The sequence below is a fragment of the Streptomyces mayonensis genome (assembly GCF_018982965.1).
GTDB lineage: Bacteria > Actinomycetota > Actinomycetes > Streptomycetales > Streptomycetaceae > Streptomyces > Streptomyces mayonensis.
In genome coordinates this window covers 19,308-35,956 of record NZ_JACBYP010000061.1, presented here as the reverse complement: position 1 = coordinate 35,956, position 16,649 = coordinate 19,308, and the positions used below count along the sequence as shown (strand labels likewise).

11 protein-coding genes and 1 pseudogene are annotated in these 16,649 nt (G+C 73.9%); 7 read left to right on the top strand and 5 right to left on the bottom strand.

Going from position 1 to position 16,649, the window contains the following annotated elements; all coding sequences use genetic code 11:
* Positions 1-9: 9 nt before the first annotated feature.
* Positions 10-5,508: pseudogene (locus HZS56_RS22240) on the bottom strand (type I polyketide synthase); the annotation flags it as partial.
* 393 nt (positions 5,509-5,901) lie between these two features.
* Here HZS56_RS22240 and HZS56_RS22235 point away from each other — a divergent pair.
* On the top strand, positions 5,902-6,801 hold the full coding sequence (locus tag HZS56_RS22235; protein WP_308408131.1) for an AfsR/SARP family transcriptional regulator: 900 nt from the start codon (positions 5,902-5,904) through the stop codon (positions 6,799-6,801).
* 147 nt (positions 6,802-6,948) lie between these two features.
* On the opposite strand, the gene HZS56_RS22230 is transcribed toward HZS56_RS22235, so the two are convergent.
* From HZS56_RS22230 to HZS56_RS22220, 3 genes are all read right to left on the bottom strand, one after another.
* Positions 6,949-7,596, bottom strand: a complete 648-nt coding sequence (locus HZS56_RS22230) for a TetR/AcrR family transcriptional regulator (protein ID WP_216722526.1) — start codon at positions 7,594-7,596, stop codon at positions 6,949-6,951.
* Between the two features lie 104 nt (positions 7,597-7,700).
* Complete coding sequence (locus HZS56_RS22225; RefSeq protein ID WP_216722525.1) at positions 7,701-8,570, bottom strand: NAD(P)H-binding protein; 870 nt, start codon at positions 8,568-8,570, stop codon at positions 7,701-7,703.
* Positions 8,571-8,623: 53 nt separating this feature from the next.
* The gene (locus HZS56_RS22220) at positions 8,624-10,252 is read right to left on the bottom strand and encodes an FAD-dependent monooxygenase (protein ID WP_216722524.1); all 1,629 of its coding nucleotides are present in this window, start codon (positions 10,250-10,252) and stop codon (positions 8,624-8,626) included.
* 246 nt (positions 10,253-10,498) lie between these two features.
* On the opposite strand from HZS56_RS22220, the gene HZS56_RS22215 reads away from it, so the two are divergent.
* From HZS56_RS22215 to HZS56_RS22195, 5 genes are all read left to right on the top strand, one after another.
* Complete coding sequence (locus HZS56_RS22215) at positions 10,499-10,795, top strand: antibiotic biosynthesis monooxygenase family protein (RefSeq protein ID WP_308408130.1); 297 nt, start codon at positions 10,499-10,501, stop codon at positions 10,793-10,795.
* A 4-nt stretch (positions 10,796-10,799) separates the two neighbouring features.
* Complete coding sequence (locus tag HZS56_RS22210) at positions 10,800-11,240, top strand: nuclear transport factor 2 family protein (RefSeq protein WP_308408129.1); 441 nt, start codon at positions 10,800-10,802, stop codon at positions 11,238-11,240.
* A 39-nt stretch (positions 11,241-11,279) separates the two neighbouring features.
* Entirely contained in the window at positions 11,280-11,741 is a 462-nt protein-coding gene (locus HZS56_RS22205; protein ID WP_216722523.1) for a nuclear transport factor 2 family protein, read from the top strand.
* Positions 11,742-11,811: 70 nt separating this feature from the next.
* Positions 11,812-12,579 carry an SDR family NAD(P)-dependent oxidoreductase gene (locus HZS56_RS22200; protein WP_216722522.1) on the top strand — a complete coding sequence of 256 codons (768 nt, stop codon included), beginning with the start codon at positions 11,812-11,814 and terminating at the stop codon, positions 12,577-12,579.
* 34 nt (positions 12,580-12,613) lie between these two features.
* Positions 12,614-13,687, top strand: coding sequence for an LLM class flavin-dependent oxidoreductase (locus HZS56_RS22195; protein ID WP_216722521.1), 1,074 nt, complete (start codon positions 12,614-12,616; stop codon positions 13,685-13,687).
* A 91-nt stretch (positions 13,688-13,778) separates the two neighbouring features.
* Here the strand turns inward: HZS56_RS22195 and HZS56_RS38935 are convergent, their stop codons facing one another.
* Entirely contained in the window at positions 13,779-15,251 is a 1,473-nt protein-coding gene (locus tag HZS56_RS38935) for a GMC oxidoreductase (protein WP_216722520.1), read from the bottom strand.
* A 334-nt stretch (positions 15,252-15,585) separates the two neighbouring features.
* Between HZS56_RS38935 and HZS56_RS22185 the strand changes: the two genes are divergently transcribed.
* Positions 15,586-16,638, top strand: a complete 1,053-nt coding sequence (locus tag HZS56_RS22185) for an acyltransferase domain-containing protein (RefSeq protein ID WP_308408128.1) — start codon at positions 15,586-15,588, stop codon at positions 16,636-16,638.
* The last annotated feature ends 11 nt before the right edge of the window (positions 16,639-16,649 follow it).

Here is a 16,649-nt window from a genome sequence, read left to right as displayed (position 1 = left end):
GTATCCCTTTCAGGAAGTCTGGTGGTCGGTCGGCGGGCCGGAGAGTTCCGTGTCGATGAGGGCGAACAGCTCGTCCACCGACGCGGACTCGATCCGGGCCGCCGGGGCCGGCTCGTCCTCGTGGGCGGTGCCCGCTGCCGGGGCGCCGAGCCTGGAGGCCATGCTCTGGAGGCGGCGCCGGACCATCTGCCGGTGCCGCTCGTCCTCGGCGACCGCCGCGAGCAGGGCGTCGACGCGGTCCAGCTCGGACAGGACCAGCGCGGACACGTCGGTCCCGGCCGGAGCCAGCCGTGCGAGCACGTGGCCGGCGACGTCGCGCGGGGTCGGGTGGTCGAAGATCAGGGTGGCCGGAAGGCCGAGTCCGGTCGCGGCCGTGAGACGGTTGCGCAGCTGCACGGCTGCCAGCGAGTCGAATCCCCTCTCCTGGAACGCCTGGTCCGCCTCGATCGCGTGGAGGTCCGGCCGGCCCGTCACCGCGGCTGCCTCCTCCCGCACCAGGTTCAGGACGAACGTCTCGCGTTCCTCCTCGTCCAGGCCCTCGATCCGGTCGGCGAGCGTGGCGGCGCCCGCTTCGGCCGCGCTGTGCGCGGTGCGCCGCGCCGGGCCCCCGACGAGGTCGCGCAGGGCGGGCGGCACGGCGTCGTGGGCGCGCAGTGCGGCCCGGTCCACGGTGCCCGCGATCACCGCTGCGGCGCCGGCGCCGTCCGCGGGGAGGGCGACCGCCCGGTCGAAGAGGGTGCGGCCCCGGTCCGCGGTGACCGGTCCGAGCAGGTCGAGACCGGGGCGCCGCGCCGCGCCGTCGAGTTCCCACGGTGCCCAGGCCACGGCGGTGGCGGGCAGCCCGAGCGCCCTGCGGTGGCGGGCCAGGCCTTCGACGTAGGCGTCGGCCGCCGCGGTGTTCGCCCGGCCGGGACCGCCGAAGGTGCCGGCCGGGGAGGAGCAGAGCACGAAGGCCGTGAGGTCGAGGTGCCGGGTGAGTTCGTGCAGATGGTGGGCCGCGACGGCCTTCGGCCGCAGGACGCGGTCGAGTTGTTGCGGTGTCATGGCGGTCAGCAGGCCGTCCTCCGTCACCCCGGCCGCGTGCACCACCGCCGTCAGCGGGCGGTCCTCGGGTATCGCGGTCAGCACCGCTGCCAGGTCCTCACGGTCCGCCGCGTCGCACGCGGCCAGCGTCACGTGGGCGCCGGATTCGCCCAGCTCGGTGACGAGTTCCCGGGCTCCCGGGGCCTCGGCTCCCCGGCGGCCGAGCAGCAGCAGGTTCCTGACCCCGTGCTCGGCGACCAGGTGGCGGGCCAGTACGGCGCCCAGGGTCCCCGTGCCGCCGGTCACGAGGACCGTGCCGTCCGCGGGCCACGGCTGCCGTGCGGGTGCGCCGGCCGGGGCCGGACGCAGCCGGGGAACGTGGATCCGGCTGTCGCGCACCGCCACTTCCGGCTCCCCCGCCGGCGCCGCGGACGCCAGCAGGCCGAGCGGCGGGGTGTCCGTGTCCGCGTCGGCCAGAACGATACGGCCCACGCCTTCGGCACCCGCCGTGCGCAGCAGCCCGCGGACGGCCGCCGCCTCCAGGTCCAGGCGCGTCGCGTCGTCGCGGCCCGTCACGACCGCGTCGCGGGAGAGCACCACGACCGGTGTGCCGCGCAGCGCGTCCTGCGCCGACAGTTCGCGCACGAAGGAGAGCGCCCGGCGTGTTCCCTCACGCAGGTCGCCCGCGGACGGCCACGGCACGAGGAGCAGTTGGAAGGCCTCCTCGTCCGACGCGGCGGCCCGCGCGGCCGCGCCGAGGTCGTCGAAGCGGGGGACGCCGGGCAGACCGGCCGCCTCGGCGCCGACCACCGCCCAGCGGGCCGTGGGGTCGGGGGCGGCGTAGAGGGGGACCCATTCGATCGCGGACAGTCCCCCGCCGGACGGCTCGGCGGCCGCGGCGAACTCCTCCTCGGGCACGACCCGGTAGGTGACCGACCCGACGCCGAGCACCGGCCGCCCCGCGGGGTCCAGGAGTTCCAGCTCGACGGTGTCGCCGTCGACGCGGACCGACCGTACCGCTACGGCGTCGGCGCCCACGGCGTGCAGCCGTATGTCGCGCCAGACGGCCGGCACCGCGATGCCTTGCGCACCGCCGGCCGCGGGGGCGGGGGACGCGGACAGCGCGGCCTCCAGCAGGGCGGGGTGCAGGTGGTAGCGGACGGCCTCGGTGAGCAGTTCCTCGGGCAGGCGCGCCTCGGCCTCCTGAGCCCCGCGGCCGTGCCGCCGGCCGGTCGGTTCTCCGGTCGGTTCTCCGGCCGGTTCTCCGGCCGGGGCGGGGGGCTGGGCGGGCCCGTCCACCGCGAGGACCCCCGTGGCACCGACGCTCCACGGACCGTCGGGGGTGTGCCCCTGGTCCTTCGTCTCGGGCCGGGCGTGGACGGTGAGGGTGCGGCGGCCCTCCGGGTCGGGTGCTCCGACCCGGACCTGGATCCGGAGCCCGCCCGTCTCCGGCAGCACCAGCGGGGCGGCCAGGGACAGTTCCTCCAGCACGGTGCAGCCGGTCTCGTCGGCCGCGCGGACGGCGAGTTCGACGTAGACCGAGGCCGGCAGCACGCCGGTGCCCGGCACGGTGTGGTCGGCGAGCCAGGGATGGGTGCGGCGGGAGACGCGTCCCGTGAGCAGCACCTCGTCCTGGCCGGCGACCGCCACCGAGGCGCCGAGCAGCGGGTGCCCGGCGCCGGTGAGGCCGAGGCCCGCCGCGTCGCCGCGCCCGGACGCGGCCTCCAGCCAGTACCGCTGCCGCCGGAAGGCGTACGTCGGCAGATCCACCCGCGCCGCGCCCGGCAGCACCCGTGGCCACTCGACGCGCCGTCCGCGGATGTGCAGCAGGCCCAGCAGCGCCGCCAGCGACTCCGCCTCCGGCCGGTCCGCCCGCAGCACCGGTGCCACCAGGCCGGGGTCCCGTCCGGCTCCGGCCGAGACCAGGGCGCTGAGCACCGCGTCCGGACCGAGCTCGACGAAGACGGCGGCGCCCTCCTGCTCCAGGGAACGCACCGCATCGAAGAACCGCACCGGTTCGCGCAGTTGCCGCACCCAGTAGCGCGGCGAGCACGCCTCCTGCTCGGTCAGTGCCTTCCCGGTCACCGTCGACACCAGCGCGATCCGCGGCGCCCGGAACGACAGTTCCCCGACGACCTGCTCGAACTCGTCCAGCACATCGTCCATGTGCGGCGAGTGGAAGGCGTGGCTGACCCGCAGCCGGCGGACCCGCCTGCCGTCCGCACGCCAGCGGGCCCCGAGGTTCTCCACTGCCTCGGCGTCGCCCGACACCACCACGTTGTCCGGGCCGTTGACCGCCGCGAGTGACACCCGGCTCTCCAGTCCGGCCAAGTCGCCGGCGACCGTCTCCGGGTCCGCCTGGACGGCGAGCATCGCGCCGCCGTCGCGCGCCGAGCCCATCAGCCGGCCGCGGGCGGCCACCAGCCGGGCCGCGTCCGCCAGGGACAGCACGCCCGCCGCATGGGCCGCCGCCACCTCGCCCACCGAGTGGCCGGCCACGAACTCAGGTACCGCACCGAACCGTTCGAGGAGCCGGAACAGCGCCACCTCCAGCGCGAACAACGCCGGCTGCGTGTACTCGGTGCGGTCGAGCAGCCCGGCCTGCTCCGAGCCCTCCTGCGCGAACACCACCTGCTTCAGGGGCTGTGCGAGATGCTCGTCCAGGGCGCCGCACACCTCGTCGAAAACCGTGGCGAACTCGGGCACCGACTCGTACAGTTCCCGGCCCATACCGAGCCGCTGCGCCCCCTGCCCCGTGAACACGAAGGCCAGGTCGGCCGTGCCGGGCGACCGCGGCGGCCGGGCCACCGCCGATCCGTCCGCGGACCCCGCGGCCAGGGCCCGCAGGCCGCGCGCCAGCTCCGCCCGGGTACCGCCGACCACGACCGCGGCCTCGTCCAGCACGGCCCGCTCCGACACGAGGGTCCAGGCGACGTCGCGCGGGTGCGGACCCTTGTCGTCCGCCACGGCAGCCAGCAGCCGTGCCGCCTGGCCCCGCAGGCCTTCGGCCGAACGGCCCGAGACCACCCACGGCACCACCGGCAGGCCGGCGGCGGCGAGCGGCTCCACCGGCTCGGCCGCCTCGCCGGGCCCGACCGGCTGCTCCCGCGGGGCCTCCTCGACGATCACGTGTGCGTTCGTGCCGCCGATACCGAAGGACGAGACACCCGCACAGCGCGGCCTGTCGTCGGGCTCCGGCCAGGGCGTGTTCCCGGTGAGCAGTTCGACCGCCCCGGAGTCCCAGTCGACCTGCGGCGTCGGCGTGTCCACGTGCAGCGTCCGGGGCAGCACCCCGTGCCGCATCGCCTCGACCATCTTGATCACACCGCCCACTCCCGCGGCGGCCTGGCTGTGCCCGATGTTGGACTTCAGCGAGCCCAGGTACAGCGGGCGCCCCGCGGGGCGCTGCTGCCCGTACGTCGCCAGCAGCGCCTGCGCCTCGATCGGGTCGCCCAGCCGGGTCCCCGTACCGTGCGCCTCCACCGCGTCCACGTCCGCGTACGACAGCCCGGCGCTTTCGAGGGCCTCGCGGATCACCCGCTCCTGCGACGGACCGTTCGGCGCGGTCAGACCGTTGGACGCACCGTCCTGGTTCACCGCCGAACCCCGTACCACCGCCAGCACCCGGTGCCCGAGCCGCCGCGCGTCCGACAACCGCTCCAGCAGCACCAGACCCGCACCCTCGCCCCACACGGTGCCGTCCGCGTCCGCCGAGAACGACTTGCACCGTCCGTCGGGCGACAGCGCCCGCTGCCGCGAGAACTCCACGAACGACGTCGGGGTGGCCATCACCGTCACGCCCCCGGCGAGCGCGAGGTCGCACTCGCCGCGCCGCAGCGCCGTCGCCGCCAGGTGGATCCCCACCAGGGAGGAGGAGCAGGCCGTGTCCACGGCCACCGCGGGTCCCTCGAACCCGAACGTGTAGGACACCCGGCCCACGGCGATGCTGCTGGACGTGCCCGAGGCGACGTAGCCCTGGACGTCGACGGGGACGTCGTCGAGGACGTTCGCGGCGAACCCCTGGTACATCAGCCCGGCGAAGACGCCGGTGCGGCTGCCGCGCAACGCGGCCGGCACGACACCAGCGTTCTCCATCGCCTCCCACGCCGTCTCGAGGAGCAGCCGCTGCTGCGGGTCCGCCGCCAGTGCCTCCCGCGGCGACATCCCGAAGAACTCCGGCTCGAATCCGGCGGCGTCCTCCAGGAACCCGCCCTCGCGCACATAGGACTTGCCCGCGCGGTCCGGGTCGGGGTCGTAGACGTCCTCGTCCCAGCCCCGGTCGGCCGGGAAGGGGGAGACCGCGTCCTGGCCGCGGTGCACCAGCTCCCACAGTTCCTGCGGGCTGCTCACTCCGCCCGGGAACCGGCACGCCATCCCGACGATCGCGATCGGCTCACTCGCCCGGTCCTCCACCTCGCGCAACCGCCGCCGGGCGTCCCGCGCGTCCGCGACCGCCCGCTTGAGGTACTCGCGCAGTTCCTTCTCGTCAGCCATCGGAATCCAACCGCCCATTTTGCCGCATCGCTTATATCCCTCACGAGGACGAACGCACCGAATTCAAGCGGAGCCCCATTCTTCACCGAGACCCTAAACGGGACTGAGTCATGAGCCGGTAACTACCGCCCCCGACGGACCGCAGAGCGGACCGTTACCGCTGGGTTCCGCTCCGACCCAAGGAATGTTTCCGCAGGTCACGAGCTGTAATTGCGAGGAAGCCCGGAGGGTGTTGACCGCCGGTTGACGGCAGATGTGCACACCCGATTAACCTTCGTTCCAATTCGGCGATTTCGCGCCGCACAACACAGGGGGTACTGACCACCCCGCCGAACGCGGGCGATACGAATCCTGTCACTATTCCGGAAGGTGTGCGAGACCGACGTGGAATTCTCCGTACTGGGACCCCTGCGCATGTACGAGGGCGGGAAGTCCTACACGCCGACAGCCCCGAAGCAGCGACAGCTGCTCACTCTGCTGCTCCTCAACGCGAACCAGGTCGTGTCCACCGACACGTGCATCGAAGAGCTGTGGGAGAACTCCCCTCCCAACAGCGCACTCTCCACTCTCCAGTCGTACATACTCCAGCTCAGGCGCAGTTTGCGGCGGGTGCCCCGGATCGGCAGCCTCCAGGCGGCCCGTCTCATCCTGGAAACCCGCGACGGCGGCTATCTGCTGGCCGTGCGCAGCGACGAACTCGACACCAACCGGTTCTGGTCCCTGGTGCGCGAAGGCCGTTCGGCGCTCCACCACGACGACGTGCGGGCCTCGGCCTGTCTCTCCGAAGCCCTGCGGCTGTGGCAGGGGTCCGCGCTCTCCGACGTACAGCGCGGTCCCGTCCTGCGGGCCCTGCTCGTCGGCCTGGAGGAGGAGCGCACGAGCGTGCAGGAGCAGCGCATCGCAGCGGACCTGCGGCTCGGCAGGCACCAGGAGCTGCTGGGGGAGCTGAGCCGGCTCACGGCCAAGTACCCCATGCACGAAGGCCTGCACGCCCAGTTCATGCTCGCGCTGCACCGCACCGGCCGCCGGACCCAGGCGCTCGAGGTGCTGCGGCGGCTGGGCACCGTGCTCCGCGACGAGCTGGGGCTCGACCCCTCACCGCGGGTGCGCCGGCTGCACCAGGCGATCCTGGCCGGCGACCCCGCCCTCGACGTCCCGGCGCGCACCGACTCCGTGCTGACCGCCGAACCCGGCGCGCCGATCGGGCGCCGGCTGCCCGCGGGCGGCGACCTGGTGGCCGTCGGAGCGGCCGCCGGGCGCCCGGAGCAGCTCGTGCGACGCTGAGCGAGTGCCACGCCGCGCCGGCGGGGGCGGAAGCGGCGCGTCCCTCGGCGGGGGCGGCGCCTCGGCCCTCGCCGTCCCCCACCGCGGCGCCCCGCCGCGGCGCCTCAGCGCTCGCCGTCCCCCACCGCGGCGCCCCGCCGCGGCGCCTCAGCGCTCGCCGTCCCCCACCGCGGCGCCCGGCCGGGACGACGCGTTGGCCGCGAGGAAGCCGTCGACGACGGTCCGCACGTACTCCGCGCCGAAGGTGCGCTCCGCGAGGAGCCGTCGGAACATCAGCGGGCCCGCGAGCTGGTCGATGGCCAGCTCGGTGTCCAGGCCGCCGGGGAGTTCGCCGCTCTCCTTCGCCCCTTCGATGATCGCGCGGAACCCTCCGGAGCCCGCCTGGTACAGCGCCTCCTTGAGCCCGGCGAAGGCCGGGTCGACACCGGCCCGCTCGACGACCACCCGCATCCCGCGCTCGCCCACCGGGTCGTGCAGCAGGGCCCGCAAACCGTTGAGCTGGCCGATCAGGTCGTCGCGGAGCACGCCGCTGCGCGTGGGGCGGGCGCTCGCGATGCGCTGGGCGATGGCCTCGTAGATGAGGGACGGGGAGTCCGGCCAGTGGCGGTACAGGGTGGTGCGGCCCACGCCGCTACGGGCGGCGACGGCGACGTGGGTGACCGCGGACCACCCCTGTTCCACGAGCAGTTCCTGGGCGGCCGCGAGGGCGGCGGCCCGGCTGCGGGCCGCCCGTGGGTCCATGCCGCGCTCCGGCGCCGGCGGGATGTGTCCTGTGGCGTCGGCAGGCGTGGACATGTCGGCTCCCCGTGGTTCGTTGATCTGCTGTCCGGTACAGAGTGTGCCAGTTCTCCCACCGGCCCGCCCGGGCGGGCCGGTCCCCCGGGCGGGGCACGAAGCCGTCAGGAGCGGTAGAGGTCCAGGTGGTCGCGGGCCCACTCGGCGAAGGAGCGCGGCTCCCGGCCCAGGACCCGGCGGACGTCGGGCGACAGCCGGCCGTGCAGTTCGCTGCCGTGCTCGATCGCCTCCTCCAGCGTCCTGATCACCCCGTTCACGGTCTCCTCGGAGAAGTGACGCAGCATCGTCTCGCGGTGCGCGGCGAGCGGAACGGTCTCGAAGCGCAGGTCCCTCCCGAGCAGCCCGGCGAGCACGGCGAGCTGCTCGCGGCCGGTCAGCGCCTGCGGGCCGGTCAGTTCGTGGATCCGGCCCTCGTGGCCGTCCTCGGTGAGCGCCCGCGCAGCCACCTCGGCGATGTCCCGCGGGTCGACGATCGCCTCCCAGACGTCCGCGAGCGGGCCGCGGGCGACTCCCTCGGCCTTGATCGAGGCGGCCCAGCCGAGGTTCATGCTCATGAAGCCGTTCGGCCGCAGAATCGTCCAGGGCAGCCCGGAGTCCCGCAGTGCCTCCTCGGCGATCCGGTGCCAGTGGCCGAGCGGGTTCGCCCGCGCGTCCTCGGCCACCTCCACCCCGAGGGTGGAGAGCTGCACGATGTGCTCGACTCCGGCCGCCCGCGCGGCGGCCACCATGTGCGCGTCGTGGGTCGCCTTGTTCGCGCCGAGCGACATCAGGAAGACCTTCTGTACGCCGTCCAGTGCGGGCGCCAGTGTCCCGGGGCGCCCCAGGTCGGCGGCGACCACCTCCAGGTCCGCCCCCTCGGGGAACGCCACCCGCTGCGGGTCGCGGGTGAGCGCCCGCACCTTGTGCCCGCCCGCACGCAGCAGCGACAGCACCTTTCCGCCCACGTTTCCCGTGGCTCCGGTCACCAGAATCATGTTCGTCTCCTTGTCCGTCCGTACATGTGCGGGATGGTTCGAGGGGCCGGTGCCTATGGGGCGTCGTGCGCCGGGAGGGGGCGGTCCAGGACGGTGCGCAGGGCGCTCTCCAGCGCCTGACGCGCGGCGTCGCCGTCCGCGGCCGGTCCGGTGGAGCGCCAGGCGACGAAGCGGTCGGGCCGCACCAGTACCGCTCCCGCCCCGCTCACGCCGTAGCTCTTCTCCCACTCGGTGCCGGCGAGCCGGTGCACCGGCAGGGTGATGCCGAGGCGTTCGGCCGCCGCGGCGGCCGCGGTCGTCCAGGCGTCCGGTGTGCCGTCCCCGGTGAGGAGGACGAAGGAGCGGCCGAACAGCGCGGTGGTGGACGCGGCGGGCGAGCCCGCGGGCAGTGCCACGTAGGGCGCCCGGGAACCGGGGCGGCCGGTCGGGGCGGCCGGGTCCTCCAGCAGCTCCCCCGCGTCGTCGGGCTCGCGGACGACCGCGCCGCCCGCGCACCGGTAGCCGAAGGCCTGGACGACGGGCGGGAGCGGCGCGGCGAGCGCTCCGTCGTCCAGGTAATCCGCCAGTCGTTCGACGGTGTTGCGCAGCTGCTGCTCCCCGATCATCTCCGAGACCGGACGGCGTTCGGCGTCGTGGCTGTCGAGCAGGCCGGGTCCGGCCTCGCCCTTGACGACCATCGCCAGCTTCCACGCCAGGTAGAAGCCGTCGGTGATCGCGGTGTTGCCGCCCAGGCCGCCGGGCGCCGGCACCAGCCTGGCCGCGTCGCCCACCAGGTGGACGCGGCCGCTGCTGAACCGGTCGGCGATCTCGCTGACGATGTCGGTGCGCCCCGTCTCCACGACCTTCAGCGGCAGGTCGGGCAGGCCCAGGCCGGTGCGGACCAGTTCGGCGCACCGCTCCTCGGTGAAGCCGGCGAAGTCGGGCGGGTCCTGGGACATGCCGAGCACGTAGCCGTAACGGCCGGGCACGTCCGTGGTGTAGAAGACGCCCGGTACGGGCTGCTGGAGCCACAGGAGCGTGAACTTGCGGCCTTCCGCGACCCCGGGCAGCTCACGCAGCTGTTCACTCAGGTCGGCGTCGAAGAAGACCCGGAAGATCTCGCCGAGGTTGCCGCGGCCGTGCATGCCGATGCCCAGTTCCCGTCGCACGTGGCTGTGGGCGCCGTCGGCGCCCACCACGTGGTCGGCGGTCACCGTCCGCTCGGTGCCGGTGCGCACGTCCCTCAGCACGGCGGTGGCCGCGTCCGCCGACTGGGTCAGCGACACCAGTTCGGTGTCGAAGCGGAGTTCGGCGCCGAGCTCCGCGGCCCGGTCGGCCAGGATCTCCTCGGTCCGCTCCTGGCCGGCCATCGCCCAGTCCTCGGGCGAGACATGGCGCATCGCCATCTCGCCCTCGGTCATGATCCGTTTGAGGACGGGTCCCGCCAGGCTGTCGGCCACCACCATGTAGAACTCGCCGGTGCCGCCGTCCGGCCCCGCGGCGGCGATGCGGTCGGCGATCCCGCCGATCCGCAGCGCCTCCATGGTGTGGGGGTACTGCCCGCGCGCCTTCATGACGACCGAGGTCCCAGGGTGCTTCTCCGCCACCAGCGGCCTGACGCCGTTCAGGCCCAGGAACAGCGCGGTGGTGAGGCCCGCAAGGCCGCCGCCCACGATGAGAACGGGTACGTGCTCGTCCGACACGGCCACTCCTTGGGTCGCTTGGGTCGTTTGGGCCGGCCCGACTCGGGCCGGCCGGGGCCGCCGCCGTCACGGGGCCGGCGGGCCGGGCGCCCAGTCTGCGAAGGGCTGTTGGAGCACCGATGGGGTTCCGGTGGGCGACTTGCTCCTCCAGCGCCTCCCCAACAGACCATCAGCGGGCGCCTCGAAGGTGGCAGGGGCGGTCCGCGCGAGCGCGCCGCCGTCACCCATCGAGACACAGGAGCCGTCGTGTTCGTCTTCGTCAACAAACTGACACTCACCGGAGCGGCCGAGGACCTGGAACGCGTCTACGCCCATGTCGCCGAGTTCATGCGCACCCGTCCGGGCCTCGTCCGCTACCAGCTCGTCCGCTCGCAGGGCGACCCGTCGGTGTACTTCAACGTCGCCGAGTGGACGGACCAGGCCTCGTTCGAACAGGCGCTGAAGGAACCGGAGTTCCGCAGCCGGCTCAAGGCTCTGGGCACCGTCGTCAAGGGCGAGCCGCACCTGTCCGACCTGGTCGAGTCCGGCGTCGGGGAGGCCTGATCCGGTGTCCGGACCCCTCAAGATCAGCAACCCGGTCGACGGTGAGACCTACTCCCGGATCACGCAGTTCTACGCCCATCAGATGCAGCTCCTCGACGAGCGGGCGGCCGAGGAATGGGCCGACGGCTTCACCGAGGACGGCGTCTTCGCGCAGAACGTGAAGCCGGAGCCCTGGACGGGCCGTGCCGTCATCGCCGAGCGGATGCGCGCCGGAATGGACCGGCTGGCCAAGAAGGACGTACAGCGGCGGCACTGGTTCGGCATGGTCGCCACCGAGCGGCAGGACGCGGAGACGGTCCTGACCCGCTACTACGCCATGGTCTTCGAGACCCCGCGGGGCGGCCGTGCCGCCACCTACCTCAGCACCACCGGCGAGGACGTCCTGGTCCTCCAGGACGGCCAGTGGCGGGTCAAGCACCGCCTCATCACCCACGACGGCACCTGAGCCGGCCGACGGCACAGCGAAGAAGAGAAGGTTGTGAGCATGAGCAAGCTGACACGCGAGCGTGTGGCCGCGGCGTACGCGTCACTGGTGACCGGGGACCGTGAGCAGATCCTCCAGTACTGGTCGCCGGACGTGCGCTTCCAGATGCCGGGCAACCACCAGTACTCCGGCTGGTTCGTCGGCCTGGACGACTACCTGGCGAAGATGGGCAAGCTGATGGCCGCCACCGGTGGCCGCATCTCGTCCGAGACGCTCGACGTCCTCATCGACGAGGAGGCCGGCGTGTCGATCGACGTGTACCGCCTCGACGGCTACCGCGAGCACGCCAAGGAGGACGCGACCTCCCCGTACGAGCGGCTGCAGGTCGAAGGTGTGCACATGCTGCGCTGGGAGGACGGCCGGATCGTCGAGGGCCGCAGCGCCCTGTTCGCCGACGGTGTCACCCAGGGAAATCTGTGGTGGTCACCGGTCGGCGCCGACGGCGAGCGCTACGAGTACTGATCCTTCGCGGGGCCGTCCGGGCGGGTGTGCCCGGCACGGCCTCGCGCATCCCAGTGAGGAAGTTGCAGCCATGACTCAGCCAGCACAGGGCCTGCTCCAGGACCGGGCCGTGGTGATCACCGGGGGCGGGACGGGAATCGGCCGGGCGGCCGCACACGCCTTCGCCGCCGAAGGCGCCCGCGTCCTGGTGGTCGGCCGCAGGGCCGGCGTGCTCGCCGAGACGGCCGGTGGCCACGAGGGCGTCCGGACGTTTCGCGCCGACCTGGCGGACCCGGGGGCGGCACGTGCCGTGGTGGAGGCGGCCGGGGACGCACTCGGCGGCATCGACGTCCTGGTCAACAACGCCGTCACGATGCGGTCCGCGCCCCTGGGACACATCGACCGGGACAACGCCCGTGACCAGGTGGCCACCAACCTGCTCGGGCCGCTGTTCCTCACCCAGGAGGCGCTGCCCGCGCTGGAGGCCGCGAAGGGGCTCGTCGTCAACGTCACCACGGCCGGCAACCAGCGCGGCTGGGCCGGGCATTCGGTCTACGGCGCGACCAAGGCGGGCCTCGACTTCCTCACCCGTACCTGGGCCCTCGAACTCGCCCCCAGGGGGATCAGGGTCGCGGGCATCGCCCCCGGTCCGATCGAGACGCCGATCGCGGAGCACGCCGGGCTCGACGCCGAGGGCATCGCGCGGCTGCGCGCACGGCAGCGCGACCGGGTGCCGCTCGGGCGCGTGGGCCGGCCGGAGGAGGTGGCCTGGTGGATGGTGGCCCTCGCCCGCCCCGAGGCGTCCTTCGCCACCGGTCTCGTCCTGCCCGTGGACGGCGGCGCGAGCGTCGTCTTCTGACCGCCCTCTCGACTGCCAGCACAAGGGAGCCAGCATGGAATTCGGCATCAACTTCTTTCCCACCGTGGGACCGGACGACAAGGACGCGGCGGACTACTTCGAGGACAGCCTGAACCTGGTCGTGCTCGCCGAGGAACTCGGGTTTGACCACGTCAAGACGGTGGAGCACTACTTCTTCAAGTACGGCGGCTACAGCCCGGACCCGGTCACGTTCCTCGCCGCCGCGGCGGCCCGCACCAGCCGCATCAAGCTGGTGACCGGTGCCGTCATTCCGGCGTTCACGCATCCGCTGAAGCTGGCCGGCAAGCTGGCCATGCTCGACAACATCTCCCGGGGCCGGCTCCAGGTCGGCTTCGGACGGGCCTTCCTGCCCGACGAGTTCGACGCCTTCGGCATCGACATGGACGAGAGCCGGGCACGCTTCGAGGAGGGCGTCAGGGCCTGCCGCAAGCTGTGGAGCGAGGAGGACGTCGTCTGGGACGGCGCCTTCCACTCCTTCGGCCCGGTCACCCTGCTGCCGCGGCCCCACCAGCGCCCGCATCCGCCGATCCTGGTGGCGACGGCGAAGACCGCGTCCTCGTGCGAGCAGGCCGGCCGGAACGGCCACGGCCTGATGATGGTCCCCTCGATCAACAAGCGCGAGACCGTGCAGGACATGCTCGCCCTCTACCGCAAGGCGTGGGCGGAGGCGGGCCATCCCGGACAGGGCGAGGTCCACATGAGCTACAACTGCTACCTCAGTGAGGACGCCGCCGAGGCCAGGGCCAAGGGCAAGGAGTACTCCCGGCGTTCCAACGAGGTCATGCGGGACGCGGTGGCCGCCTGGGGCGAGCGGCGCAGCGAGGTGTACGCCGGGTACGAGAAGGTCGTGGAGAACATCGCACGGGCGGACTTCGACCGGTCACTGGCCGACAACAAGGTGCTGGTCGGCACTCCCGAGGAGGTCACCGAACGGCTCCGGACGATCCGTGAGTGGTTCGGGGACATCTCCGTCAGCCTCCAGGTGATCTCCGGCAACCCCAGCCACGAGGAGTCCGCGCGCAGCATGCGGCTCTTCGCCGAACAGGTCGTCCCGCACTTCCGCACCGCTCCGGCCGCCGCCGGCTGACCGGACGCGGTCCGCGGGAACCGACGCGGGCGGCGCCTCCCACACCGGGAGGCGCCGCCCTCGTCGGCTGCCCGGGTCCGTGCCCGAGTCGTCAGCGGGGCCGGACGACGTCACGCACCAGCGTCGACGTCACACGCGCCGCCACGGCGGCCACGGTCAGCGCCGGCGGAACACCGGTGCCGGGCAGCAGCGAACCGTCCACCACGTAGAGGCCGCGGTAGCCGTCCACCCGGCCCGCGTCGTCGGTCACCGTGCCGAGCGGCACGCCGCCGACCACGTTGCCGCCGGTGGTGCCGATCCGGCTGAACGCCGTACGGCTGCCCGGGTTGGCCTCGTTCAGCCGGTCCAGGGTGTGGCCGATGGCCGACTGCGCGCGTTCCAGGGCCGGGTCGTCGGCAGGCCAGTGCAGGACGACGTCGTCCGTGGCCGGGTCGTGCCGGAAGGCGCCCAGCGCGGGTGCCGGCACGGCCCCGATGGTGGTGGTCCAGCCCTCCCCCTCCGGGGCCTGCGGCCAGGGGAAGTTGAGCAGCGACACCGGCCCGAGCGGGTTGTCCTCCCAGTCCCGCGCGAGGATCGCGGCGGGGCCGCCCTGCCGGGCGTTGTTCTCGTCCATGCCGGTACGGGCCGTGATCACCTCGCTGTTGCCGACGCGGGTGCCGAGCGCGGCGTGCAGGGCGGGCAGCGCGCCGCTCTCCCTGGCGCGCAGCAGCAGCCGGTTGGTGCCCAGGGTGCCGGCGGACAGCACCAGCCGCCCGGCGGTGATCCGGTGGCGGAGCAGCACCTCGCCCCGCTCGTCGATCGACTCGTAGTCGACGTGGTATCCGCTTCCGCCTTCGGCCGGGCGTACGGCGGTCACCACGCTGAGCGGCCGCACGTCGATGTGCCCCGACGCCTCGGCGCGGGCCAGCACCGTACGGTCGAGGCTGCGCTGGGCGCCGCTGTTGACGCCGAAGACGTTCAGCCCGTCGATCTGGGACCGCACCCGGGTGCCCGCCATCTCCTCGCGGACCACGTCCCAGTCCACGGCGAGGTCGACCTTGTCCCACGGGATCCCGGCCTTGTCGAGCTGGTCGGCGAACGAACGGGCCGACCGGTAGAACTCGGAGTGGTAGACGTCGTCCGGGATCGGTGCGCAGCCGATCAGTTCGCGTGCCTCGGGGTACCACCGCTCGTGCATCTCGCGGTGGTCCAGGACGTCGCCCAGGGTCCGCCGGAACAGCTCGGCCGGGGGCTCGCACATGGTGCCGTTGGTCGCCAGCGAGGCGCCGCCCACCCCCGTACCGGCGAGCACGTTCATGCCGCTGCCCTCGACGAACTCCAGGACGCCGGTGTGGACGTCGAGCTTCGCGTCGGTGAGGGGCGACGTCTCGCTGAGCCATGCGGCACGCCCGTCGGGCGCGGCCTGTGTCGCGAAGGTGTCGCCCGCGTCGTCGACGGGCCAGCGGCGCCCCCGTTCCAGCAGAACGGCGTCGACCCCCGCTTCCGCCAGCCTCAGGGCGGCGATCGATCCTCCATAGCCGCTGCCGACGATCACCACGTCGGCGCGGTGCTGCTGCCTCTCCACTGAGCGGCCTCCCTGCCTTCTCCGTCTGGCCTGTCCGAACTTCGTCCGGCCTGTCGAACACGGACCGCGCCGGGCCCGTCAACCCCAACGGCCGCCGGACGACGGTTGGTGACCGTGGTCCGGCGGCCGTGTGCGGTGGGCGCGCGCTGGGTCGAAGGGAACGGGTCGCGTTCCGTCCGCCGTGCTTCCCAGTGTGGAAACGGGGGCTGGGAGTCGGATGGGGGCCCGCTGGAGAGGCGCGGGGCGGCTCTCGCCCCGCCGAGACCGAGCCTCCAGGGCGCGGTGCGAGAGTGCGGCCGTCGCACCGTTCCCGTTCCGCCCCGAGGAGGCAGCCGTGCAACCGACCCCTTCGCCCCCGTCCCCGTCCCCGGCTCCCCGTGGAGTCGCCCTGCTGTTCCCCGGGCAGGGCGCCCAACAGCACCTGATGGCTGCGGGGTTGTACCACGCCCATCCGCCGTTCCGCCGCCTCGTGGACGAGGTGTTCGAGGTGTGGGGCGCGGAGGGCGCCGCGCTGCGCGCCGACTGGCTGTCCGGCTCCCCGGACGTGGACCTGGACGGGGTGCACCGGGCCCAGCCCCTGCTGTTCGCCGTCGACTGGGCGCTGGGCCGCCTGGTGCTCGACTGGGGGGTGCGCCCCGCGGCCCTGCTCGGTCACAGCGTCGGCGAGGTGGCGGCGGCGACCCTGGCCGGTGTCTTCACCCTGGAGGAGGCGGCCGGGCTGATGGCCGACCGGGTGGCGCACATCGCCTCCGCACCGGCCGGCGGCATGCTGGCCGTGCACGCGGCGGCCGACGACATGGCGCCCTACCTGCACTCCGACGTGGTCGTCGGCGCCGTCAACGCACCGCGCCAGGTGATCCTGGCCGGCTCCGAGGAGCCGCTCGCCGAGTCGGAGGCGCGGCTGCGCGCGGCGGGGTTCACCTGCCGCCGCACCCGTGCCCTGAGCCCGTTCCACAGTCCGGCCCTCGCCCCGGCCGCGCGGGCGGCGCTGCCCGCGCTGTCCCGGCTGCCGCTGCGGGCCCCGCGGCTGGCGCTGCACTCGGCGTACACGGGAGGACCGCTCTCCCCGGACGAGGCGCGGGACGCGCGGTTCTGGGCCGGGCAGCCGGCCGCCCCCGTGCTCTTCGGCCCCACGCTCGACGCGCTGCTGGGCACCGGCGAGCTGCTGCTCCTCGAGGCCGGGCCCGGGCAGGGGCTCACCGCCCTCGCCAAGCGGCATCCGGCGGTCGGCACCGGCCGCTCCACCGCCCGGGCGATGCTGCCGGCCCGCGCCCGGGGCGACGCGTCGGACCTGCGGACGCTGCGTACGGCGGTCGAGGCGCTGGCGGCGGAGGGGTGGCCGGTGCCCGACCGGCTGCCGGTTGCGGCACCGGCGAGCACGCCCTGAACGGGCCCAGC

Excerpts from the sequence above, each read along its gene's own strand:
- HZS56_RS22230 (WP_216722526.1), bottom strand. The coding sequence starts at position 7,596 with ATGTCCACGCCTGCCGACGCCACAGGACACATCCCGCCGGCGCCGGAG.
- HZS56_RS22225 (WP_216722525.1), bottom strand. The coding sequence starts at position 8,570 with ATGATTCTGGTGACCGGAGCCACGGGAAACGTGGGCGGAAAGGTGCTG.
- HZS56_RS22205 (WP_216722523.1), top strand. The coding sequence starts at position 11,280 with ATGAGCAAGCTGACACGCGAGCGTGTGGCCGCGGCGTACGCGTCACTG.
- HZS56_RS22200 (WP_216722522.1), top strand. The coding sequence starts at position 11,812 with ATGACTCAGCCAGCACAGGGCCTGCTCCAGGACCGGGCCGTGGTGATC.
- HZS56_RS22195 (WP_216722521.1), top strand. The coding sequence starts at position 12,614 with ATGGAATTCGGCATCAACTTCTTTCCCACCGTGGGACCGGACGACAAG.